Source organism: Allobosea sp. Leaf344 (genome assembly GCF_001426225.1).
Lineage (GTDB): Bacteria > Pseudomonadota > Alphaproteobacteria > Rhizobiales > Beijerinckiaceae > Allobosea.
Genome location: NZ_LMRT01000016.1, coordinates 276,382 through 299,299, shown reverse-complemented (window position 1 = coordinate 299,299; position 22,918 = coordinate 276,382). Strand labels below are relative to the sequence as shown.

General features: G+C 68.8%; 23 protein-coding genes and 1 other RNA gene. 15 read left to right on the top strand and 9 right to left on the bottom strand.

The features are described 5' to 3' along the window. Positions 1–78: 78 nt before the first annotated feature. Positions 79–594 carry a crossover junction endodeoxyribonuclease RuvC gene (gene ruvC / locus ASG72_RS19630; RefSeq protein ID WP_056716291.1) on the bottom strand — a complete coding sequence of 172 codons (516 nt, stop codon included), beginning with the start codon at positions 592–594 and terminating at the stop codon, positions 79–81. Positions 595–757: 163 nt separating this feature from the next. Here ruvC and ASG72_RS19625 point away from each other — a divergent pair, with 163 nt between their 5' ends. After that, the gene (locus ASG72_RS19625; RefSeq protein ID WP_162246269.1) at positions 758–1,528 is read left to right on the top strand and encodes a sulfite exporter TauE/SafE family protein; all 771 of its coding nucleotides are present in this window, start codon (positions 758–760) and stop codon (positions 1,526–1,528) included. Positions 1,529–1,543: 15 nt separating this feature from the next. Here ASG72_RS19625 and ASG72_RS19620 read toward each other — a convergent pair whose 3' ends face one another. The 6 genes from ASG72_RS19620 to ASG72_RS19600 form a co-directional block, all read right to left on the bottom strand. After that, positions 1,544–2,290 carry a YebC/PmpR family DNA-binding transcriptional regulator gene (locus ASG72_RS19620; RefSeq protein ID WP_056716285.1) on the bottom strand — a complete coding sequence of 249 codons (747 nt, stop codon included), beginning with the start codon at positions 2,288–2,290 and terminating at the stop codon, positions 1,544–1,546. Positions 2,291–2,437: 147 nt separating this feature from the next. Next, positions 2,438–3,256 (bottom strand): TIGR00282 family metallophosphoesterase, encoded by an 819-nt coding sequence (locus ASG72_RS19615; RefSeq protein ID WP_056716282.1) that lies wholly within the window; start codon positions 3,254–3,256, stop codon positions 2,438–2,440. A gap of 54 nt (positions 3,257–3,310) precedes the next feature. Then, a complete protein-coding gene (locus ASG72_RS19610) occupies positions 3,311–3,925 on the bottom strand; it encodes a 5-formyltetrahydrofolate cyclo-ligase (protein ID WP_056716279.1) in 615 nt (204 codons plus the stop codon). 5 nt (positions 3,926–3,930) lie between these two features. After that, a non-coding RNA gene (ssrS, locus tag ASG72_RS20475) (6S RNA) lies at positions 3,931–4,087 on the bottom strand. A gap of 43 nt (positions 4,088–4,130) precedes the next feature. After that, positions 4,131–4,499, bottom strand: a complete 369-nt coding sequence (locus ASG72_RS19605; RefSeq protein ID WP_056716275.1) for a cell division protein ZapA — start codon at positions 4,497–4,499, stop codon at positions 4,131–4,133. Between the two features lie 36 nt (positions 4,500–4,535). Further along, positions 4,536–4,832, bottom strand: coding sequence for a DUF4164 family protein (locus tag ASG72_RS19600; RefSeq protein WP_348271612.1), 297 nt, complete (start codon positions 4,830–4,832; stop codon positions 4,536–4,538). A gap of 310 nt (positions 4,833–5,142) precedes the next feature. Here ASG72_RS19600 and tkt point away from each other — a divergent pair, with 310 nt between their 5' ends. From tkt to ASG72_RS19575, 5 genes are all read left to right on the top strand, one after another. Continuing rightward, positions 5,143–7,140 carry a transketolase gene (gene tkt, locus ASG72_RS19595; RefSeq protein ID WP_056716267.1) on the top strand — a complete coding sequence of 666 codons (1,998 nt, stop codon included), beginning with the start codon at positions 5,143–5,145 and terminating at the stop codon, positions 7,138–7,140. Positions 7,141–7,237: 97 nt separating this feature from the next. Next, on the top strand, positions 7,238–8,248 hold the full coding sequence (gap, locus tag ASG72_RS19590) for a type I glyceraldehyde-3-phosphate dehydrogenase (RefSeq protein WP_056716263.1): 1,011 nt from the start codon (positions 7,238–7,240) through the stop codon (positions 8,246–8,248). A 71-nt stretch (positions 8,249–8,319) separates the two neighbouring features. Further along, complete coding sequence (locus tag ASG72_RS19585; RefSeq protein ID WP_056716260.1) at positions 8,320–8,778, top strand: hypothetical protein; 459 nt, start codon at positions 8,320–8,322, stop codon at positions 8,776–8,778. Next, a complete protein-coding gene (locus ASG72_RS19580; protein ID WP_056716257.1) occupies positions 8,775–9,344 on the top strand; it encodes a putative glycolipid-binding domain-containing protein in 570 nt (189 codons plus the stop codon). The genes ASG72_RS19585 and ASG72_RS19580 overlap by 4 nt, the downstream gene beginning before the upstream one ends. 10 nt (positions 9,345–9,354) lie before the next feature. Further along, positions 9,355–10,548 (top strand): phosphoglycerate kinase, encoded by a 1,194-nt coding sequence (locus tag ASG72_RS19575; RefSeq protein ID WP_056716253.1) that lies wholly within the window; start codon positions 9,355–9,357, stop codon positions 10,546–10,548. A gap of 36 nt (positions 10,549–10,584) precedes the next feature. Here the strand turns inward: ASG72_RS19575 and ASG72_RS19570 are convergent, their stop codons facing one another. Next, positions 10,585–11,517, bottom strand: coding sequence for a LysR substrate-binding domain-containing protein (locus tag ASG72_RS19570; protein WP_056716250.1), 933 nt, complete (start codon positions 11,515–11,517; stop codon positions 10,585–10,587). Between the two features lie 93 nt (positions 11,518–11,610). On the opposite strand from ASG72_RS19570, the gene argH reads away from it, so the two are divergent. The 5 genes from argH to fba all read left to right on the top strand — a co-directional run bounded on the left by argH (position 11,611) and on the right by fba (position 16,763). Next, positions 11,611–13,026 carry an argininosuccinate lyase gene (argH, locus tag ASG72_RS19565; protein WP_056716247.1) on the top strand — a complete coding sequence of 472 codons (1,416 nt, stop codon included), beginning with the start codon at positions 11,611–11,613 and terminating at the stop codon, positions 13,024–13,026. Continuing rightward, on the top strand, positions 13,023–13,904 hold the full coding sequence (locus ASG72_RS19560) for an amino acid ABC transporter permease (protein WP_056716245.1): 882 nt from the start codon (positions 13,023–13,025) through the stop codon (positions 13,902–13,904). The genes argH and ASG72_RS19560 overlap by 4 nt, the downstream gene beginning before the upstream one ends. 2 nt (positions 13,905–13,906) lie before the next feature. Further along, the gene (locus ASG72_RS19555; RefSeq protein WP_056716241.1) at positions 13,907–14,674 is read left to right on the top strand and encodes an amino acid ABC transporter ATP-binding protein; all 768 of its coding nucleotides are present in this window, start codon (positions 13,907–13,909) and stop codon (positions 14,672–14,674) included. 21 nt (positions 14,675–14,695) lie between these two features. Next, positions 14,696–15,526, top strand: coding sequence for an ABC transporter substrate-binding protein (locus ASG72_RS19550; RefSeq protein WP_056716238.1), 831 nt, complete (start codon positions 14,696–14,698; stop codon positions 15,524–15,526). Between the two features lie 160 nt (positions 15,527–15,686). Continuing rightward, positions 15,687–16,763, top strand: coding sequence for a class II fructose-bisphosphate aldolase (gene fba / locus ASG72_RS19545; protein WP_056716235.1), 1,077 nt, complete (start codon positions 15,687–15,689; stop codon positions 16,761–16,763). Between the two features lie 131 nt (positions 16,764–16,894). Here fba and ASG72_RS19540 read toward each other — a convergent pair whose 3' ends face one another. Beyond that, entirely contained in the window at positions 16,895–18,898 is a 2,004-nt protein-coding gene (locus ASG72_RS19540) for a PhoX family phosphatase (RefSeq protein ID WP_056716593.1), read from the bottom strand. A 226-nt stretch (positions 18,899–19,124) separates the two neighbouring features. On the opposite strand from ASG72_RS19540, the gene ASG72_RS19535 reads away from it, so the two are divergent. The 4 genes from ASG72_RS19535 (at position 19,125) to ASG72_RS19520 (ending at position 22,761) form a co-directional block, all read left to right on the top strand. After that, positions 19,125–20,282 carry a benzoate/H(+) symporter BenE family transporter gene (locus ASG72_RS19535; RefSeq protein WP_056716232.1) on the top strand — a complete coding sequence of 386 codons (1,158 nt, stop codon included), beginning with the start codon at positions 19,125–19,127 and terminating at the stop codon, positions 20,280–20,282. Next, a complete protein-coding gene (locus ASG72_RS19530; protein WP_082540501.1) occupies positions 20,279–20,932 on the top strand; it encodes a thiamine phosphate synthase in 654 nt (217 codons plus the stop codon). Before ASG72_RS19535 ends, ASG72_RS19530 begins: the two co-directional genes overlap by 4 nt. Then, complete coding sequence (locus tag ASG72_RS19525; protein ID WP_056716226.1) at positions 20,929–21,861, top strand: tetratricopeptide repeat protein; 933 nt, start codon at positions 20,929–20,931, stop codon at positions 21,859–21,861. Before ASG72_RS19530 ends, ASG72_RS19525 begins: the two co-directional genes overlap by 4 nt. A 111-nt stretch (positions 21,862–21,972) precedes the next feature. Next, positions 21,973–22,761 carry an inositol monophosphatase family protein gene (locus ASG72_RS19520; protein ID WP_056716589.1) on the top strand — a complete coding sequence of 263 codons (789 nt, stop codon included), beginning with the start codon at positions 21,973–21,975 and terminating at the stop codon, positions 22,759–22,761. Positions 22,762–22,918: the final 157 nt, after the last annotated feature.

The following is a 22,918-nucleotide window of genomic DNA, read 5'->3' as shown; positions in this document are numbered from 1 at the left end:
GATGCTCGGGCCGGGAGGCGCTCCGGGCGCGCAGGGGAGCGTCCGGCGCGGCACCGGCCCCGGGATGGGCGCGCGGGCTCATGGCGCCACCCGCATCAGCGCGGTCAGGCTGCGCAGGCCGCGATGCTGGGCATGGCAGATCGCGACGGCCAGCGCATCCGCGGCATCGGCGCTCTTCGTATCCGATTTGGGCAGCAGCACCCGGATCATCATCTGCACCTGCTTCTTGTCGGCGTGGCCGACGCCGACCACCGTCTTCTTCACCAGATTGGCGGCGTATTCCGCGACTGCGAGCCCCGCCATCGCCGGCACCACCAGCGCGATGCCGCGCGCCTGGCCGAGCTTCAGCGCCGATTGCGGATCGCGGTTGACGAAGGTCTCTTCCACCGCGACCTCGTCGGGAGCCCAGCTGCGGATGACGCCGGCCAGCCCCTCATGCAGCTGGCGCAGCCGCTCCGCCAGGGCCAGCGAGCCGTCGCTCTCGACACAGCCGGCGGCGAGATAGCCGAGCTTGCTGCCTTCCGAGACGATGACGCCCCAGCCGGTCTTCCTGAGACCGGGATCAATCCCCAGAATGCGAATCGCCGGCGCCATGTCGGGCGACCCTATCCCATGGACCCGCTTTGTTCCATGGCGGCCGCCGCCGATGCCACCGATCACCCACACGCATTCCCGCTATCACAAGGAAACGTTTGATCTGCCGGCCGATGTCGCGATGGTGGGGCGTCGCCCCCGCCTCCCGCACCCGGACCCAGCCTTGCTCGCCACCGTCTTTCCGGGCCTGTCGCCGATCGATCTCTCCGTTCTCGGTTTCGCGACGCTGCTCGGCGGGCTGGTCCGCGGCTTCACCGGCTTCGGCTTCGCCATGGTGTTCATGCCGCTGGCCAGCCTGGTGATCGGCCCGGTGGCGGCGCTCGGCCTGATCTTCTGCATCGACCTGCCCTTCGCTCTGCCCCTCGCGGCGCGCAGCGCACGCAATGCGGAATGGCGGGAGGTGCTGCCGCTGCTGATCGCCGCGACCTTGGCGCTGCCCGTCGGCATTTCCCTGCTGATCTGGCTCGATCGCGAGACCATGCGCTGGATCCTGTCCGGCGTGGTCCTCGGCGCAGTCGCGCTGATGAGCTCGGGCTGGCGCTATCACGGGCAGCCGGGGATCCCGCTCTCGCTCGGCGTCGGCGTGCTCTCGGGGCTGTTCAACGGCATGGCCAGCATGGGCGGCATGCCGCTCGCCGTGTTCTGGCTCGGCGCGCAGCGCAACGACCGGCACCGCACCCGCGCCAATCTCCAGACCTTCTTCGGCCTGTCGACCGTGATCAGCGGCGGCATCCTGTGGTGGAACGGCATCCTGACGACGCGAGCCGTGCTGATGGCCCTGCCGCTCTTCGCGATCTACGGCGCCGGGCTCTGGGTCGGCACGCGCGGGTTCCGCGTCGCGTCGGAGGTCACCTTCCGCAGGATGGCCTATCTGCTGATCTTCGCCAGCGCGCTGGTCAGCCTGCCGCTCTGGGACGGGATCATCGGGCGCTAGCCTCCCCGCCCCGCCTCAATCGCCGAGCTTGGCCATGATCTCGTCGGAGATCTCGAAATTGGCGAAGACGTTCTGGACGTCATCGTCATTGTCGAGCGCTTCCATCAGCCGCATCATCGAGGCCGCCTTCTCCTCGTCGAGCGGCGCCGAGGTGGTCGGGCGCCAGACCGGCTTGGCCGAGGCCGGCGCGCCCAGCGCCGCTTCCAGCGCCTTGGACACGTCGTTCAGCGCGTCGAAGGCGCAGAGGATGGTGTGGCCGTTCTCGTCGCTGATCACATCGTCGGCGCCGGCCTCGATCGCGGCCTCCATCACCGTATCGGCATCGCCGGCCGCGGCGGGATAGGTGATCTCGCCGACGCGGTTGAACATGAAGGAGACGGAGTTGCTTTCGCCCAGCGCCCCGCCCGCCTTGGTGAAATAGGAGCGGACCGCCGAGGCGGTGCGGTTGCGGTTGTCGGTCAGCGCCTCGACGATCACGGCCGCGCCACCCGGCCCGTAGCCCTCGTAGCGAACCTCGTCGTAATTATCGCCCTCGCCGCCCGAGGCCTTGTTGATGGCGCGCTGGATGTTGTCCTTGGGCATGTTCTCGGCGCGCGCCGCCAGCACCGCCATGCGCAGGCGCGGGTTCATCGCGGGATCGGGCATGCCCATCTTGGCGGCGACGGTGATTTCGCGGGCCAGTTTCGAGAACAGCTTGGAGCGCACCGCGTCCTGCTTGCCCTTGCGGTGCATGATGTTCTTGAACTGGGAATGCCCGGCCATGGAGCTCAGCCTTCTGCTCGTCTGCGATCGTTCCCGCGGCCCTGACTGCGCGGCCGGCGGCGAGCGCGCCTTATAAGCGCCGGCCGAAGCGGCAGGCAAGCTGCGGGTGGCGTCGCCTTGGGACGCACCCGCCTCACCGCCCGCCGGTCACGCCCAGCCCGGCAACGCCTCGCCGAGATGCGGGCCGAGCCGCACCGGCCAGACCGCGCGGGCCAGCCCCGTCGCATCGTCGATCTCGACGGCGACGCCCGACAGCGAGCCCGGCCCGGTCGCGGGTTCGAGCCGCGCGCCCGGCGTCTTCTGCAGGAAGCGGCGCACCGGCTCGTCCTTCTGCATGCCGAGCACGGAATCGTAATCCCCGCTCATCCCGGCATCGGATTGATAGGCCGTGCCGGCCGGCAGGATGCGCGTATCGGCGGTCGGCACATGGGTGTGGGTGCCGACGACGAGGCTGGCCCGCCCGTCGAGGAAATAGGCCATCGCCTGTTTCTCGCTGGTCGCCTCGGCGTGGAAATCGACGATCACCGCATCGGCGACCTCGCCGAGCGGGCATGCCGCCAGCTCGCGCTCGACCGCTGCGAAGGGATCGTCCAGCGCATCCATGAAGATCCGGCCCATGATGTTGACCACCAGAACGCGCGCGCCGTTGCGCGCCTCGACGATGGTGGCCCCGCGCCCGGGCGTGCCCGGAGGATAATTGGCGGGGCGGATCAGCCGGTCCTGCCGCGCGATGAAGACCAGCGCCTCGCGCTGGTCCCAGGAATGATTGCCGAGTGTCACCGCATCGGCGCCGGCCGCCAGCAGCTCGTCGCAGATCGCTTCCGTGATGCCGAAGCCCCCCGCGGCATTCTCGCCATTGATCACCACGCAGTCGAGTTGCCAGCGCAGGCGCAGCGCCGGCAAACGCTCCTGCACCGCGATCCGCCCAGGGCGGCCGACGACATCGCCGAGAAAGAGAAAACGCATGGAGAGGATTCCGGAAAGCGTGAAATCATTCCGTGGCGCGATTGGCGCAGGGAATCAACTGAAGCCTATCGTTTCACGCTCCGTCACCACGAAGCCGAGCCTGCGGTCATGCGCCTCGTCGGGCACCGCCGCGACCTCCTGCGCCGCATAGGCGATGCCGATGGCGGTGACATCGCCCAGCGCCGTCAGCGCCGCATCGTAATAGCCCTTGCCATAGCCGATGCGGCAGCCCCGCCGGTCGAAGGCGGCGAGCGGCACGAGCAGTACGGTCGGGCGGCATTCCGGCTGATGCGGCTCCGGGACGAGCGTGCCGAAGCCGCCCGGCACGATCGGCTCCCATGGCGCCCAGCGGCGGAACAGCATCGCCTTGTCGACGATCGCCGGCAGGCAGAGAGCGACGCCCTGCGCATGCAGCGCTTCGAGGATCGGCCGGGGATCGGCCTCCGAGCGCATCGGCCAATAGGCGGAGACGAGGGTTTCGGCGGCTTCGCCACCTGCAGCGCGCTCAGGGTGCGATCCCAGGAGCTCGCCGAGCAGGGTGAGCGTGCGCCGGCAGATCGCCTGGTCCCATTCCAGCCGATCGTCGATCTCCAGCGCGTCGCGCCGCGCGAGCGCTGCGATGCGCAAGGCCGATTTCCGGACTGCGGCGCTGTCGGTCTCTAAGGTCATGAAAGTGCTGAGCCACCTCGGCCGTGGAGATTTCGATCCCGGGACACCTACTAAAGTAGGTGGGCGCCGTGTGTCCGGGTCCAGGGACCCGGTCAGGGACAGCTCCCTAGGGAGTCGTATGGGCCCGGGAATACACTCCTCGCACGCACCAGGCAGCCCAGCCACACCAATGTAGGCAAGCGCCGGCCAAAGCGCCAGTGCCAGATTAGCCGGCGTGGCCGGGAACGAGCTGCCGGGCGATGCCTTCGATCCGCTCGGCGGCGGCGACGAGCGCCTCCGCGGCCCGTTCCTCGACCTCTCCGAGCCGCTGGTCCGCGGCTCCGGCGTCGCCCTGCAACGCCGCCAGCTCGGTTTCCAGCCGCGCCACGCGGTTGCGCATCTCCGACATCTCGTCGGCGACCATCAGCGCCGCCATGACATGCAGCCGCATATCGCCGATCTCGCCGAACGCCTTGCGCATCTCGTCGATCTTCTCGTCGTAATAGGCGGCGAGCTGCTCGAGATGCGGCTCTTCGCCCTCGCCGCAGGCCATCCGATAGGCCTTGCCGGCAATGGTGACGTTGACTTGCGGCATGCTCGCCTCCGCGCCTTTCGCCCGTTTCGGGATCGTTCAGTGATCGGCCGGGATTTCGGGCTGATGACGGTTGATCACCGCCCCGACCACGGTGATCGCCCGCTCCAGCCGCTGGTCGACATCCATGGCGGCCGTCTCGATCTGGCCGAGACGCGCCACGGCCCCGTCCAGCTCGGCCGCGAGTCGCGCCCGGTCGTCCTGCATCAGGGTCAGTTCGGTTTCGAGATTGGCCCGCCCGCGCTCGGCCTCGATGCGGCGGCGCGCGGCGGCTTCCAGTTGCGCCAGCGCGCCGTCGAGGCGCGCCAGGGCGTTCTCCAGCATCAGGCTCGCCACCCGTTCCTCCCCCCGCAGAGATCGCGACACGATTCGATGAAGATTAGCCGAGATCGCACCCGAGCGTGAATCGCCGCTCGATCCGGGGCGACGCCGCCGGGCCCCGGATCGGCGCGCGAACGGCGCTTTCGACTGAAGGTCCGCGGGGAATGCGTGGCGGCAGCGAATTGACTTCGCATGACCGGACATCCTAATCGAGCCGCCATATCGACAGGCCGATCCAGAACCGTTTCGCCAGGCGCCCGCTTTCGCGCCGCCTCCGCGACCGGACATGGCCCGTCTCCATTGCCGGCGGGAGCCCAGGACCATCATGACCGCGATCGACAAGAGCCTTCACGACAAGCTGGCCAACGCCATTCGCGCGCTCGCCATGGACGGCGTCGAACAGGCAAAATCCGGCCATCCCGGCCTGCCGATGGGCGCGGCCGATGTCGCGACCGTGCTGTTCACCCGCATCATGACCTACCACGCCGCCGATCCGCGCTGGCCCGACCGCGATCGCTTCGTGCTGTCGGCCGGCCATGGCTCGATGCTGATCTACGCGCTGCTCTATCTCACCGGCGTCCCCGGGCTGGAGCTCGAGGATCTCAAGAAGTTCCGCCAGCTAGAATCGCGGACGCCCGGCCATCCCGAGAACTTCATGACCGCCGGCGTCGAGACAACCACGGGCCCGCTCGGCCAGGGTCTCGCCACCGCCGTCGGCATGGCCATGGCCGAGCGCATGCTCGCGGCCGAATACGGCCGGAAGATCGTCGATCACCACACCTATGTCCTGGCCTCCGATGGCGACCTGATGGAAGGCATCAGCCAGGAGGCGATCGCGCTCGCCGGCCACCAGAAGCTCGGCAAGCTGATCGTGCTCTGGGACGATAACGGCATCTCGATCGACGGGCCGCTCTCGATCTCCGATTCCGTCGACCAGCTGGCCCGTTTCAAGGCCTGCGGCTGGCGCGCCGAGCGGGTCGACGGCCATGATCCCGATGCGATCGAGGCCGCGGTGCGCCGCGCCCAGACATCCAGCAAGCCGACGCTGATCGCCTGCAAGACCGTGATCGGCTTCGGCGCGCCGAAGAAGGCCGGCACCTCCAAGGCGCATGGCGAGCCGCTCGGCGCCGAGGAGCTCGCCGCCGCCAAGGCGAAGCTCGGCATCACCGGCGGCGCCTTCGAGATCGCCCCCGATGTCCTGAAGGCCTGGCGCGGCTTCGGTGCGGCCGGCGCCAACCGCCATGCCGATTGGAAGAGCCGGTTCGGCGTGCTGCCCGAGCGCAAGCGCACCGAATTTGAACGCCGCCTGTCGCTGACCGCGCCCGCCAAGCTGGGCAAGGCGATCCTGGCGCATAAGAAGGCGCTGGTCGCCAGCCCCGCCACTGTCGCCACCCGCAAGGCGTCGGAGATGGCGCTGGAGGCGATCAGCCCGATCATGCCGGAGCTGGTGATGGGGTCCGCCGACCTCACCCCCTCCAACAACACCCGCACCAAGACGGCGGAGGATTTCACGCCGAAGACGCCGAAGGGCCGCTATGTCCGCTACGGCATCCGCGAGCACGGCATGGCCGCGGCGATGAACGGCATCACCCTGCATGGCGGCTTCCGCACCGGCGGCGGCACCTTCCTGGTCTTCGCCGATTATGCCCGCCCGGCGATGCGGCTCGCCGCGCTGATGAGCCTGCCGGTGGTCTATGTCATGACGCATGACTCGATCGGCCTCGGCGAGGACGGGCCGACCCACCAGCCCGTCGAGCATCTCGCCTCCCTGCGCTCCATGCCGCGCATGCGCGTCTTCCGCCCCGCCGACGCGATCGAGACCGCCGAGGCCTGGCAGCTGGCGATCGAGCGCAATGACGGGCCGACCGTCCTGGCGCTCTCCCGGCAGAACCTGCCGCAGCTGCGCAGCGACGCCAGCGCCGCCAATCGCTGCTCCACGGGCGGCTATGAGCTGCTGCCCGCCGAGGGCGGCAAGGCCCAGGTCACGCTCTTCGCCTCGGGCTCCGAGGTCGAGCTCGCCGTGGCGGCGCGCCGATCCCTGGCGGAAAAGGGGGTGCGCGCCCGCGTGGTCTCGGTGCCCTCGCTCGATCTCCTGCTGGAACAGGACGAGGCGACGCGCGCCGCGATCATCGGCGCCGCGCCGGTCAACATCGCGGTCGAGGCCGGGGTGCGCTTCGGCTGGGATTCGGTGATCGGGCGGGACGGGATCTTCATCGGCATGACGTCGTTTGGTGCGAGCGGCCCCTACAAGGAGGTCTACAAGCATTTCGGCATTACCGCGGAAGCGGTGGTCGATGCCGCCATGAAGCGGCATAACGGCTGATATTCGCGCAGAGGACTTGCGTTCGGCCACGCTTTGGCCGAATTGCCCGCGTGAAAGACGGTGAAGCGAGCCGGTTTCGGCGAAGGAGTGGATTGAGATGACGGTCAAGGTGGCGATCAACGGCTTCGGCCGTATCGGGCGCAATGTGCTGCGCGCAATCATCGAGTCGAAGCGCAAGGACATCGAGGTCGTCGCGATCAACGATCTCGGCCCGGTCGAGACCAACGCCCATCTCTTCCGCTTCGACTCCGTCCATGGCCGCTTCCCCGGCACCGTCACCGTGTCCGGCGATACGATCGATGTCGGGCGCGGGCCGATCAAGGTCACCGCGATCCGCGACCCCAAGGACCTGCCGCACAAGGCGCTCGGCGTCGACATCGCCTTCGAATGCACCGGCATCTTCACCACGCGCGACAAGGCGGCCGCCCATCTCGCCGCCGGTGCCAAGCGCGTGCTGGTCTCGGCCCCCTGCGACGGCGCCGACCTCACCGTCGTCTATGGCGTCAATCACGATGCGCTGACGGCGGAGCACCTCGTCGTCTCCAACGCCTCCTGCACCACCAACTGCCTGGCCCCGGTGGTCAAGGTGCTGCATGACGCGGTCGGCATCGACAAGGGCTTCATGACCACGATCCATGCCTATACCGGCGACCAGCCGACGCTGGACACCATGCACAAGGATCTCTACCGCGGCCGCGCCGCCGCGCTGTCGATGATCCCGACCTCGACCGGTGCCGCCAAGGCGATCGGCCTCGTCATCCCCGAGCTGAAGGGCCGGCTCGACGGCACCTCCGTGCGCGTGCCGACGCCGAACGTCTCGGTCGTCGACTTCAAGTTCATCTCCAAGCGCAGGACAACCGTCGAGAAGATCAACGAGGCGATCCTGAAGGCCAGCAGGCGCGGCCCGCTGAAGGGCATCCTGGCCGTCACCGACCAGCCCAACGTCTCGATGGACTTCAACCACGACCCCGCCTCCTCCACATTCGCGCTGGATCAGACCAAGGTCATGGACGACAAGTTCGTGCGCATTCTGTCCTGGTACGACAATGAATGGGGCTTCTCGAACCGCATGAGCGACACCGCCGTCGCCATGGCGAAGCTCCTCTGAAGCAGTCCTGACCGGCGGGCGGCGCGGCTGCGCCATCCGCCGGCGACCTCCTCCCACTGAACGGAACCAGCATGGCCAAGATCGAGCCGAGCATCGCCAGCCCCGTCGATGTCGCCGAGACCAGCGTCCCCGGCGCTTCCTCCAATGGCACCTCGCAGCTCGTGGTGCCCGAGACCGGACCCGCTGCCGGCGCGCCCGCCATCGAGCCCCGCGAGGTCGACCAGCTCGCCCGGATCGAGGACAAGGCGGCCCGGATCGAGGAAAAATTCGCCCGTTACGAATCGGTGCTGGCCCGCGCCGAATCCTCGCTGGAGCGCAGCGCCCAGAAGGTCGACGCCGCCGCCGGCACCATGGATTTCTCGGGCATTCGCGAAGAGGTGGCCGCGCTGCGCCGCCGCGTCGAGGCCACGCCGCGCTTCGGCGCGCTGGTGACCACCGCCGTGATCACCGCCCTGCTGACCGTGGTGTTGATGGTGCTCGTGCTCAAATTCGGCGTGCCCGGCCTGTTCGGTGGCCTCCTGCCGCGATGAGCTTTCGCGACGTCGCCCATCTCGCCGAGCCGCGCAGCCTGCGCTGGCGCTCGGTCGAGGACGGCGCCGTCGAGCATCTCACGCTCCGGCGCGTGCCTGCGGGCCTCCGCGCCGAATCCGTACTCGTCGATGCCCCGGGGGCGGAGCCGCGCGGCATCGCCTATGCCGTCGATTGCGATGAAGACTTCGCCGTGACCGGCTTCACGCTGACGACGACCGAGGGCCGGCGCCTGGCGCTGGAGCGGCGCGAGGGAGAGTGGTTCGGGAGCGACGGGCAGAGGCTGCCCGGTTACGAATCCTGCCACGACATCGATGTCGCGGGCTCCCCCTTCACCAATACGCTGCCGATCCGGCGCCTGAGCTGGTCGCCCGGCCAGAGCCGGAGCATCGCCACGCTCTACGTGCCGTTCACGGATTTCCTGCCGCGCATCGACCGGCAGATCTACACCTGCCTGGAGCCGCGCCTGTTCCGCTACCAGGCGGCCGATGGTAGTTTCGAAGCAGAGATCGCCGTCGACGACGATGGCCTCGTTACCGATTACCCCAGCCTGTTCGCCCGCATCTGAAGAGACCGAGATGACCGCTTTCCGCACCCTCGAAGACGCTCCCCTCGCCGGCAAGCGGGTCCTCGTTCGCGTCGACCTCAACGTCCCCATGGAAGCCGGCAAGGTCACCGACGCGACCCGCATCGAGCGCGTGCTGCCGACGATCAGGGCGATCGCGGAGAAGGGTGGCAAGGTCATCCTGCTCGCCCATTTCGGCCGTCCCAAGGGCCGCGACGCGGCCAACAGCCTGAAGCCCGTGGCGGTGGCCCTGGCCCATGCGCTCGGCCAGCCGGTCACCTTCGTCGGGGATTGCATCGGCGAGGACGTCGCCAAGGCCGTGGCCGCGGCGCGGGACGGCGATGTGCTGCTGCTCGAGAACACCCGCTTCCATGCCGGCGACGAGAAGAACGACGAGGCTTTCGTCCGCGACCTCGCGGCCAATGGCGACGTCTTCGTCAACGACGCCTTCTCCGCCGCCCACCGCGCCCATGCCTCTACGGAAGGTCTCGCCCATGCGCTGCCGGCCTATGCCGGGCTGAGCATGCAGGCGGAGCTCGATGCGCTCTCCGCCGGGCTCGACAATCCGGCCCGGCCGGTGATGGCGATCGTCGGCGGCGCCAAGGTCTCGACCAAGCTCGATCTGCTCGGCAATCTCGTGCGCAAGGTCGAGGTGCTGGTGATCGGCGGCGGCATGGCCAACACCTTCCTGGCGGCGCGCGGCGTCGATGTCGGCAAGTCGCTCTGCGAGCACGACCTCGTCGCCACCGCCCGCGAGATCGAGGAGAAGGCCAAGGCCGCCGGCTGCGAGATCGTGCTGCCGGTCGATGCTCTGGTGGCGCGCGAGTTCAAGGCGCATGCCGCGCATCGTGCGGTCGCGGTCGGCGAGGTCGCTTCCGACGAGATGATCCTGGATGCCGGGCCGCGCAGCACGGCGGAGGTCGTGCGCCGGCTGGACGCGGTCAAGACCCTGGTCTGGAACGGCCCCTTCGGCGCCTTCGAGCTCGCGCCCTTCGACACCGCGACCGTCACCGTCGCCAAGGCGGTGGCGGAGCGAGTCAAGGCCGGGCAGCTCGTCGCCATCGCGGGCGGCGGCGACACCGTCTCGGCGATGAACCATGCCGGTGTCGGCGACGATCTCACCTATGTCTCGACCGCAGGCGGCGCCTTCCTCGAATGGATGGAAGGCAAGCCGCTGCCGGGCGTCGAGGCGCTGCGCAAGGCCTGAACGGCGCCCGCTGGCGTCGAAGCCGGCGCGCTCCTCCTAGCCGGCGCGCTGGCGGAGCGCGGTGGTGCCGGCCGCCGTCTCGAACAGCCGCGCCTCGTCCAGCAGCCAGGAGACCAGCGCTTCCATGCCCGGCTCGCGCTCCCCCGGCTGCAGGATCAGCCAGCAGCCGGAAGCGCTGTCGAAGCTCAGCCCCAGTGGGTTGACCAGCGCGCCGCTCGCCAATTCCTCGGTGACGAAGCAGCGCGGCGTCAGCGCGACGCCGAGCCCGGCCATGGCGGCGCGGATGATCACGGAATAATAGCCGTAGCGCACCGTATGCGCCGGAACCGCTCCGCGCAGCCCCTGCGCCTCGGTGAATTCGGCCCAGAAGGCCGGCATCTGGAAATGCTGCAGCAACGTCATCTTCTGGATGTCAGCCGGCCGCGTGAAGCCCCCCATCCGCTCGAGCAGCGCCGGAGCCGCCACCAGCGCGACCTCGCGGCCGAACAGGTAATGCGCCTCCTTGCCCGGCCAGGGGCCGGCGCCATGGCAGATGTCGAGATCGGGCTCCTCGGTCTCCTCAGCGCTGACAAAATTCGTGAACTGGACGTCGATCTCGGGATGCGACTGCGCGAAGCTCGGAAAGCGCTGCATCAGCCAGCGCTCGCCGACGATCGCGAGCATGTGCAGGCGGATCGGCCGCGCGGCGGCTGCCCGTTCCGCGAGGCGCCGCGCGCCCCGTTCCATCTGCTCGACCGCGGCCTCGGCATAGGGGCGATACAGCACCCCGGCTTCGGTCGGCTTCAGCCCGGCCGGGCCGCGCTCGAACAGCGCCACGCCGAGATGGTCCTCCAGCGCCTGCACCTGTTTCGAGACCGCGCTCTGGGTCAGGTTGACGGCCGCCGCAGCCCTGGCCGTCGAGCCGAGCCGCGCCACGGCGAGGAAAACCCGCAAGGCGGTGGTCGATGGCAGCGGCGTTCGCCCGGTCAAAACCTATTCCTTCAGCGACTACCCCTCAGGAGATCGTTTCGTTTGCCGGCGCTGCCGTCAAGGGTCAGAATTCGCGGTCAGGGGAGAGAGAGCATGAACCAGAGCGTGCGCCTGTGGGGCGGCCGTTTCCGCAAGCCGCCGGATCCGCGGATGATGCGGCTGTCCAGCGCCGCGACGGCCCATGCCCGGCTGGTGCCGCAGGATCTCGCCGGCGGCAGGGCCCATGCGGCGGAGCTGCAACGGGCGGGGCTTCTGTCCGCCGAGGAATACCGCATCATCCTGGCCGGGCTCGACGGCATCGGAAGGGACGTCGCGGAGGCCGGACTCGCGCCGGGCCCGGAGGATGAGGACGTCCATAGTTTCGTCGAGCGCGTGCTGGTCGCGCGCATCGGCGCGACCGGCGCCAAGCTGCGGGCCGGCCGCTCCCGCAACGACCAGGCGGCCAATAATCTGAAGCTCTATCTGCGCCAGCAGGCGCGGCTGACGGGAATGATGCTGGCCGATCTGCTCGAGGCCTTGGCGGCGCAGGCGCAGACCCATGCCGGCTCGGTCTGCCCGGGCTTCACCCATCTGCAGAGCGCCCAGCCCGTCACATTCGGCCATTGGCTGATGGCGCATGCGCAGGCGCTCTCGCGGGATGCCTCGCGGCTTCAGGATTGGGACCGTCGCGCGTCGCTGTCGCCGCTCGGGGCCGCCGCTCTGGCGGGCTCGGCCATCGCGCTGCAGCCCGCCCTCAGCGCCGAGGCGCTGGGCTATGCCGGTCCTTGCGAGAACTCGGTCGATGCCGTCGGCTCGCGCGACCATGTCGCCGAATTCCTGTTCGTCGGCGCGATGCTGGCCACCAACCTGTCGCGGCTGGCGGAGGAGGTGACGCTCTGGACATCGCGCCAATTCGGCTGGGTGGTCCTCGATGACGGCTTCGCCACCGGCTCGTCGATCATGCCGCAGAAGAAGAACCCGGACATCGCCGAGATCACGCGCGGACGCGCGGCCCGGCTGACCGGCCATCTCATGGCGATGATGGGCGCGCTGAAGGGCCTGCCGCTCGCCTATAACCGCGACCTCGCCGAGGACAAGCCGGCCGCCTTCGACATGGTCGACGTGCTGGGCGAGGTTCTGCCCGCCTTCGCCGGGCTGGTCGAGACGATGCAGCCGCAGCCGGAGGTGATGCGCGCCCAGGCCGCCTCGGGCTTCGCGCTGGCGACGGAGGTCGCCGACCATCTCGCACGCAACGGGGTGCCTTTTGCCGAAGCCCATGAAATAACCGGCGCGCTCATCCGCTATTGCGAGGAGATGGGCCGCGAGCTGGAGGCGCTGGACATCGTGGAATTGCGGGCGATCGATCCGAGGCTGGACGAGGGCGTGCTGGAGGTGCTGACGCTGGACGCGGCGGTGGCGGCGCGCAGCGGCCATGGCGGCACCGCGCCGGAGCGCGTCCGCGAGCAGATCGCGCGCTATCGCGACTGGCTCGCCGGCTTCAGGGGCTGGGCGTCCGAGGTGACGGGATGAGCGAGCTTGCTGCGCCGGCCGAACGCGGGCTCGCCGAGATCGCCGGGCTGAGGATCGTCCCCCGACGCTTCTACGGACGCTGGATCGCGGCCGCGCTGATCCTCCTCGTCCTGGCCTGGATCGTGAAGGCCTTCGCCCAGGGCCAGATCGCCTGGCCGGTGGTGGCGCAATTCTTCACCGCCCCGGCAATCCTCGCCGGTCTCGTCAACACCATCATCATGACCGCCTGCGCCATGACGCTGGGCATCGTGCTCGGCGTGGTCTTCGCGATCATGTACATGTCGCCCAACCCGGTGCTGCGCGGCGTCGCGCTGTTCTACATCTGGTTCTTCCGCGGCACGCCGCTGCTGCTGCAATTGCTGCTCTGGTTCAATCTCGCGCTCGTCTTCCCGACCATCGGCATCCCCGGCCTGGTCGAATGGCGCACCATCGACGTGATCGGCCCGTTCATGGCGACGTTGCTCGGCCTCGGCATGAACCAGGGCGCCTATACCGCGGAGGTGGTGCGCTCCGGCATCCTCTCCGTCGATGTCGGGCAGACCGAGGCGGCCAAGGCGATCGGCATGACGCGGCTGACGACGCTGCGGCGGATCGTGCTGCCGCAGGCGATGCGCGTCATCATCCCGCCGGTCGGCAACGAGTTCATCAGCATGGTCAAGCTGACCTCGATCGCCAGCGTCATCCAGTTCTCCGAGATCCTGCGCAATGCGCAGACGATCTATTACGCCAATGCGCGGGTCATCGAATTGCTGATCGTCGCCGCCGGCTGGTATCTGCTGGTGGTCACATTGCTGCAGATCGGCCAGTTCTTCCTGGAGCGCGTCTTCTCGAAGGGCCGCGGCGAGCGCCGCCAGCCCGCACAGGAGGCCGGCGCGTGATCATGGACAAGCCCATCGTCGTCGCCGCCAATGTGGTCAAGCGCTTCGGCCCGCTGAAGGCCCTGAACGGGGTCTCGCTCAGCATCGCGCCCGGCGCGGTGCAATGCATCATCGGCCCCTCCGGCTCGGGCAAGAGCACGCTGCTGCGCTGCATCAACCAGCTGGAGACGATCGATGCCGGCGCGATCGAGGTCGATGGCGAGCTGATCGGCTATCGGCGCCGCGGCGACGAGCTACATGAGCTCAGCGACGCCGAGATCGCCCGCCAGCGCCTGGCGACCGGCATGGTCTTCCAGCGCTTCAACCTGTTCAACCACATGACGGCGCTGCAAAACATCGTCGAGGGTCCGGTGACGGTGCTGCGCCGGCCGCGGCGCGAGGCGGTCGCGGAAGCCGAGACGCTGCTGGAGCGGGTCGGGCTCTCCGACAAGCGCAACGCCTATCCGATCGAGCTCTCGGGCGGGCAGCAGCAGCGCATCGCGATCGCCCGCGCCCTGGCGATGAAGCCGAAGCTGATGCTGTTCGACGAGCCGACCTCGGCGCTCGACCCGGAGCTGGTTGGCGAGGTGCTCGCGGTGATGCGCGATCTCGCCTCCAGCGGCATGACGATGATCGTCGTCACCCATGAACTCGGCTTCGCCCGCGAAGTCGCCAGCGACGTGATCTTCATGGACAAGGGAGAGATCGTCGAGCGCGGTTCGCCGGCGACGATCCTGACCGCGCCCCGGCACGAGCGCACGCGCAATTTCATCGCCGCCGTCCTCACCTGACCATCCGCCAAGGAGAATTCCATGCTTCGTCTCTCGCTCGCCACGGCCCTGCTGGCCGCGACCGCCTTGTCCGCCCAGGCCCAGGCCCTGCCCGATCGCATCAAGACCGCCGGCAAGATCGTGATCGCGACCCAGCCGAACTACCCGCCGATCGCCTTCAAGGACCCCGCCACCAATGCGCTGAGCGGCTTCGACATCGAGCTCGGCGAAGCCATCGCCAAGGAGCTGGGGGTCAAGGCCGAGTGGCAGGAGACCGCTTTCGCGCAGATGCTGCCCTCGCTCCAGACCGGGCGCGTCGACATGGTCATGGCCGGGATGAGCGATCTGCCGGCCCGGCGTGAAACCGCCGATTTCGTCGATTACATGGTCTCGGGCGCGCAATTCTACACCGTCAGCGCCTTCGCCGCCTCGATCAAGACCCCGGAGGATCTCTGCGGCAAATCGGTCGGCGCCAGCCGCTCCACCAACTGGCCGCGCCAGATCGGCGAATGGAGCGAAGCCAATTGCGTCGCGAAGGGCAAGCCGGCGATCACCGTCGTCGGCACCGAGGGCTCGGTCGATGCGCGCACCCAGCTCAAGACGCAGCGCCTGCAGGGCGGCGTCCAGGGCAGCGAGACGATGAGCCATTTCCAGAAGCTCGAGCCCAACACCTATGTGCCGCTCGGCCTGCCCTTTACCCGTTCGCTGACCGGCATCCCCTTCGCCAAGACGCCCGAGGGCACGCAGCTGCGCGACGCGGTCAAGGGCGCGCTCGACCGGCTGCAGGCCAATGGCGGCTATGATTCGCTGATCGCCAAATACGGGCTGACCAATAATGGGCTGAAGCCGATCGTCCTCAATCAGGGCGAGTGAGCCTGCGCCAAGCGGAGGGCCCGCGCCGGCGGGCCCTCGGCAGCCGGCGTCACGACAGGCGCCGGCGGGCGGCGCGCCGCGCGCGTCGCTTTCACTTTGCGAACTGCGACGGGACGCACTAAATCCCTGCCAGACCTTGCTTGCCTCCGGGAGGACCATCGTGGCCCGCATCACGCTTCGCCAACTGCTCGACCATGCCGCCGAGAATGATTACGGCGTGCCAGCCTTCAACATCAACAATATGGAGCAGGCGCTGGCCATCATGGCCGCGGCGGATGCGACCGATGCCCCCGTCATCATCCAGGCGTCGCGCGGCGCGCGCAGCTACGCCAACGACATCATGCTCAAGCACATGATGGACGCGGTCACCGAGATCTATCCGCACATCCCTGTCTGCGTGCATCTCGACCATGGCAACGAGCCCGCCACCTGCATGACCGCGATCCAGGCCGGCTTCACCTCGGTGATGATGGACGGGTCGCTCAAGGCCGACGGCAAGACCCCGGGCGACTGGGACTATAATGTCGAGGTCACCCGTACGGTGACGGAGATGGCCCATCTCGGCGGCATCTCCGTCGAGGGCGAGCTCGGCGTGCTCGGCTCGCTGGAATCCGGCGAGGGCGAGAAGGAGGACGGGCACGGCTTCGAGGGCAAGCTCAGCCATGACCAGCTGCTGACCAACCCGGACGAGGCCGTGAAATTCGTGGCCGAGACCAAGGTCGACGCGCTGGCCATCGCCATGGGCACCTCGCACGGCGCCTATAAATTCACCCGCAAGCCCGATGGCGCGATCCTGGCGATGCATGTCATCGAGGAGATCCACAAGAAGCTGCCGAACATGCATCTCGTGATGCATGGCTCCTCCAGCGTCCCGCAGGACCTCCAGGACATCATCAACCAATATGGCGGCAAGATGCCCCAGACCTGGGGCGTGCCGGTCGAGGAAATCCAGCGCGGCATCAAGCACGGGGTCCGCAAGATCAACATCGACACCGACAACCGCATGGCGATGACCGGGCAGATCCGGAAAATCCTGTCCGAGAACCCCGGCGAATTCGACCCGCGCAAGTATCTGAAGCCGGCTATGGAAGCCATGACGCAGCTCTGCAAGCAGCGCCTGCAGGAGTTCAACACCGCCGGCCAGGCCAGCAAGATCAAGCGGGTGCTGACCACCGCCGAAATGGCCAAGCGCTACGCCAAGGGCGAACTCGACCCGACCTTCGACAAGGCGGCCTGAGCCGCGCCTGCCGACCATGACGGCGCGCTATCCCCTCGCGATGCGGGGGTAGCGCGCTCGAGACGCGAAGCGGGTCCGGCCAAACCGGATCCGCCTGCCCGCGCGCTGTCCCCGCCTCCCGCCGACCGGCGCTAGACGCCGATCTTGCCGCCGCCCTTGCGGGTGATCGCCACCACGGAGGGGCGCACCGGCATGTCCGGCTTGAAGTCCGGCCAGCGGGTGGAGAGATCTTCGTAATAGGAGCGGCGACCGAATTCCGGCCAGTCCGGCCCGTCATCGCCCGGATGCTGCACCGCCACGAAGGCGGTCGTATCGTCGGGGGTGAAGCACGGGCCGCACAATTCCGCGCCATGCGGCACGCGGTAGAACAGTTTCGATGTGCGCCGCGCCGCGCCTTCGGTATCGACGGCCCAGAGCCCGTCGGTGCGCCCGGTTTCCTTCACATTATTGCCGTCGGTGGCGACCCACAGGCGCCCCGCCGTGTCGACCACCGCATTGTCGGGCATGCCGAACCAGCCATTGCGGGAGGTATCGGTCGAGAAGCTCGCCCCCACCGTCGCCACCGAGGGATCGCCACAGGTCAGCAGGATTTCCCAGCGGCCGCTCGTGCTCGCATGATCACCGCCATCCTCGCTGATCTCGATGATATGGCCGAAGGCGTTCTTGGCGCGTGGATTGACGGCGTCGACCTGCTCGGGCTTGCGGCTCGTATTGTTGGTGAGCATCACATAGACCCGGCCGGTCACCGGATTGGGGGTGATGTCCTCCGGCCGGTCCATCTTGGTCGCGCCCAGCAGATCTCCGGCCCGGCGCGTCTCGATCAGCACATCCGCCTGGCTCGTGAACCCATTGGCCGGCGTCAGCGGTCCCTGGCCGAAGACCAGCGGCAGCCAGGCCAGCGTGCCGTCGGCCGAGAATTTCGCGACATGCAGCGTGCCGGAATCCAGGAGATCGAGATTGGCGGCGCGGTCCTTCGGATCGAACCGCCGCTCGGTGACAAATTTATAGACATAGTCGAAGCGCTCATCATCGCCGAGATAGACCGCGACACGCCCGTCCCGGGTGACGATGTTGTCCGCGCCCTCATGCTTGAAGCGCCCGAGCGCGGTGCGCTTCTTCGGCACGGAATGCGGGTCGAACGGGTCGACCTCGATCACCCAGCCGAAGCGGTTGGCCTCGTTGGGCTCCTTCGCCAGATCGAAGCGCTCCTCGAAGCGGCCCCAGCCATAGGGCGCCGAGGGGATGGCGAGGCGCTTGTAATTGGCCTCCTCGCGGTGCCCCTCCGGCAGTTTCCCGGAGAAATACCCGTGGAAATTCTCCTCCCCGGAGAGGAACGTGCCCCAGGGCGTCATCGCGCCGGAGCAGTTGTTGAGCGTGCCGAAGACCTTGCGGCCGCTGGCATCGGCCTGGGTCTTGACCCGCTCGCTGCCGGCGACGGGGCCCGACAGCGCCATTTCGGTCGCCACCGTGATGCGGCGGTTGAACCGGGAATCGCGAACCAGCGCCCAGCGCCCCTCGCTGCGCCGGATCTCGGCGATGGTGGCGCCATGCGCCATGGCCTCGATCCTGAAGCGCTCCTCCGTCGCGTTCTTCATCACCGGCTTGCCGTCCTTGACCTCGACGACGCCCGGAAACATCAGATGCGGGTTGGTGTATTCGTGATTGACGAAGAGCAACCCATGCGCCGAAGGGTCGGCCGCGCCGGGCATCGGGAGATAGCCGACGAAGTCGTTGTTGTAGCCGAACTGCTTGGCCTGCGCCTCGGGCGACTGCCTGGCCGGGTCGAAGGCCGGCGCATCCGGGGTCAGCGGGTCGCCCCAGCGCAACAGAACCTGCGCGTCATAGCCCTCGGCGACGTGGTGGTCGGCATCGACGCCCACCTCCACCTCCTTGAAGGCGAAGGCGGAGGGCGCGCCCTCGGCCCGCGCCTGCCCCGCCGTCTCGAGCGCGACGGTGCCGACCGTGGCCGAGATGGCGGAGACGGCCAAAGCGCCCTTCAGCAGGCCGCGGCGGGAGAAACGCTGGCCGATGAGCTCGCCCATCGTCGGATTATCCGTCGGGTTCTGCGGCGCGGCGTCCTCATGCTCCAGCAGGCTGGCGCCGAAGGTGGATTCATGGTCGGTCTCGTCGGCCATGGTCGGTTCGCTGGCATCCTGGGTCATGTCGTCTCTCCGCCTCGGCAGATGATTGGGGCTTGTCTAGTTCCAAACTAATCAAGCTTCCGTGACGGCAGGGTGACGCATTGTTGCGATCGGGCGCAGCCGGCGCCCGCCACCGCCTGCGTGCCGGCCCGGCATGCCGGCGCTTCCAGCCCGCCGCGATATCTGACAGAAGGCAGCGTCTTCCGCTTCCGGCCGGGCCATGATGTCGCTCCTCTTCTCAGCCTTCGTCGCAGCCTTCGTCGGCTTCGCCGCCTCGATCGCCGTCGTGCTCGCCGCCGCCCAGGCGCTCGGCGCGACGCCGGTCCAGACCGTGTCCTGGGTGGTGGGACTGGCGCTCGCCAAGGGCAGCGCCAGCCTGTTCCTGTCCTGGCGCTACCGGATGCCGATCATCTGCGCCTGGTCGACCTCGGGCGCCGCGCTGATCGCGGCCACGACCGGGCTCGATCTGCCGGCCGCGATCGGGGCCTTCCTCACCGCGGCGGGGCTGACCATGCTGACCGCTGCGTTCCGCCCGCTCGGCGCGCTGACCGAGCGCATCCCGATGAGCATCGCCGCGGCGATGCTGGGCGGCATCATCTTCCGCTTCGTGGTCGCCGTCTTCGACGAGATGAGCCTGTCGCCGGCGCTGGTGCTGCCCCTGCTCGCGATCTTCCTGATCGCACGGCTGTTCAGCCCGTTCCTCGGGGTGATCGCGGCGCTGCTCGCCGGAATCGCCATCAGCTTCGGCACCGGCCTCGCAAGCTGGCCGGGCGGCGACATCCCGCTCACGGCCATCGCCTGGGTGATGCCGCGCTTCGACATCGCCGCCATTCTGGGCCTCGGCATCCCGCTCTACCTCGTCACCATGGCGTCGCAGAATCTCCCGGGTTTCGCCGTGCTGCGCGCCGATGGCTATGCGCCCCCGACCTCGGCCGCGCTGTTCGTGACCGGGCTGACCTCCTTCCTGACGGCGCCGATGGGCGCGCATATGGTGAACATGGCCGCGATCAGCGCCTCGATCTGCACCGGCCCGGACACCCATCCCGATCCCGCCCGGCGCTGGAAGGCCGGCATCGCCTACGGCCTCGTCTGGCTCGGCATCGCAGCCTGCGCCGGGCTGCTGCTGGCGCTGATCGTCGCCATGCCCAAGGCGCTGATCGTCGCCGTCGCTGGGCTCGGCCTCGTCGGCTCGCTCACCGGCGCGCTCGGCCAGGCCATGGCCCGCGAGAGCCATCGTTTCGCCGCGGTCATCGCCTTTGCGGTGGCGGCCTCCAACCTCTCGCTCTTCGGCATCGGCTCCGCCTTCTGGAGCCTGGTCGCAGGGCTCACGGTCTTGACATTGGATGCCGGCATGGGCCGTTTGCGTAAGACATCATGACCAGTCCTTCCGCACCCACCCGCCTGATGCTCGTCACCCCGCCCGTCACGGAGGCCGAGCCGATGGCCTTCCGCCTGATGCAGGCCTTCGCCGGCGGCGATGTCGCGGCCGTCCTGCTGCGCCTCGGCGAGGGCGACGATCGCAGCCGGATCGAGCGGGTCAAACGCCTGTCGGGCCCCGTCCAGGCCGCCAATGTCGCGCTGGTGGTCGAGGATTCGCCGCTGGTCGCAACGCGCGGCGGCGCCGATGGCGTGCATCTGACGCAGGGGCTCGAGGCGATCGCGGAGGCGCGCTCCAGCCTGCGCAACGAGCGGATCATCGGCGCCGGCCATTTGCGCGCCCGCCACGACGCCATGGATGCCGGCGAGGCGGGCGTCGACTACGTGATGTTCGGGGAGCCCCGCCCCGACGGGTCGGTCCCGCCGCTGGCGGCCGTGGTCGAGCGGGCCGGCTGGTGGGCCGAGATCTTCGAGACGCCCTGCGTCGCCTATGCGCCCGATGCCGCCTCCATCCCCGCTCTGGCCGAGACCGGCTGCGAGTTCATCGCTCTCGGCGATTGGGCTTTCGCGGACGAGGTGGATCTGCGCGCCCTGGTCGCGGAAGCCAATGCCGCGATCGCCGCCTGCCTGACGCGGAAGGTCGTGCGATGAATTCGGCCCGGCGCGCGCTCGCGCTCGCCCTGCTGCTGGCGACGGCGCAGCCGCTCGGCGCGGCCGAGGCCGATCAGGCCTATGCCGCCTTCCAGACCGGGCATTATCGCCGCGCGCTGAGCGAGGCGCTGAAGCGCGTCGAGGCCGACAGCAACGACGCCGCGGCGATGACCCTGATCGGCGAGATCTATCGCCAGGGGCTGAACGTGCCCGAGGACCAGAAGGTCGCCGCCGAATGGTTCGAGCGCGCCGCCGAGCGCGGCGACGTCAACGCGATCTTCGCGCTTTCCAACGCCCTGCTCGACGAGCGCAGCGGCAAGCGCGATGCCGAGCGCGCCGCCGCTTTGCTGGCGCGAGCGGCCGCGCAGGGCCACCCCGCCGCCAATTACAATCTGGCGCTGACCCTGCTGGCGAGCGGCCGCGAGGAGGATCTCGCCCGCGCCGTGGCGAGCCTGCGGATCGCGGCACAGGCCCATGTTCCCGATGCCCAGCACGCGCTCGGCATTCTCGCCAAGGAGGGGCGCGGCCTGCCGCAGGACGATGCGGAAGCCGCGCGCTGGATGGCGAGCGCCAGCAGCAACGGCCATCTGCCGGCGCAGATCGAATATGCGATCATGCTGTTCAACGGCACCGGCGTGGCGAAGGACGAGGAGGCGGCGGCAAAACTCTTCCTGACCGCGGCGCTGCGCGGCAACCCGATCGCGCAGAACCGGATCGCGCGGCTGCACCAGAGCGGCCGCGGCATCTCGCTGGACTCCATCGAGGCGGCCGCCTGGCATCTCGCGGCCCGTGCCCAGGGCCTCGACGACCCGCAGCTCGATCAGCTGCTGGAGCGGCTGACGCCGGAGCAGCGCGACCGTGCCGCCAACCTCGCCGCCACCCGAATCGAGGGTGCGGCCTTGACGACGCCCAATCAGACGAGCAAGTGACGCGCTGAATTGAGCCGGCGCAGGCCAGCCTGCGCCCGCCGCTGTTTTGACAAGCTGATCCCGGGCTCGGACCCCGATCGACGAGCGCCACCGGGCGCGCAAGAGGTAATGATGATTCGTTCGCCCCTGATGACCGTGATGACCGACGCCGTGATGAAGGCGTCGCGCTCCCTCAAGCGCGATTTCGGCGAGATCGAGAACCTGCAGGTTCTCGCCAAGGGGCCGGGAGATTTCGTCTCCAAGGCCGACCACAAGGCCGAGAGCATCCTGCGCGAGGCACTGGAGAAGGCGCGTCCGGGCTATGGCTTCGTCATGGAGGAGAGCGGCGTCGTCCACGGCACCGACGAAAGCAATCGCTGGCACATCGATCCGCTCGACGGCACCCACAACTTCCTGCGCGGCATCCCGCACTGGAACATCTCGGTGGCGCTGGAGCGCGACAACCAGTTCGTCGCCGGCGTGATCTACGACGCCGCCAAGGACGAGATCTTCGTCGCCGAGAAGGGCAAGGGCGCCTATGTCAACAACCGCCGCATGCGCGTCTCGGGGCGGCGCGAGCCGGCCGACATGCTGATCGGCATGGGCGTGCCCCATATCGGCAAGGGCGGCCACCCCGTCTTCCTGCGCGAACTCGCGGCGGTGATGCCGCGCTTCGCCAATGTCCGCCGCATGGGCGCCGCCGCGCTCGACATCGCCTATGTCGCCGCCGGCCGCATGGACGCCTATTGGGAGCGCGGGCTCAACACCTGGGATTTCGCCGCCGGCGCTGTGATGATCCGGGAGGCGGGCGGCACCTTCGGCACGCTCGACGGCAAGCAGCCGACCAGCGCCAGGGACATCATCTGCGGCAACGAGATCGGCGAGCAGGCCCTGCGCGCGGCGCTGAAGACCGCGGTCTGAGGCGCATGAGCCCGTCATTGGCGCTTGATCCCGGCGACGGGGGAGGCGACAGTCGGCGCGCTGCAGCGGGTCATAGTCTGGAGCGGGAGCGGGTTCGGGGCGGCGGGGGTCCCGGCCGGCATGTCGGTCCGGAGACGAACGGAAGATGAGCATGGCG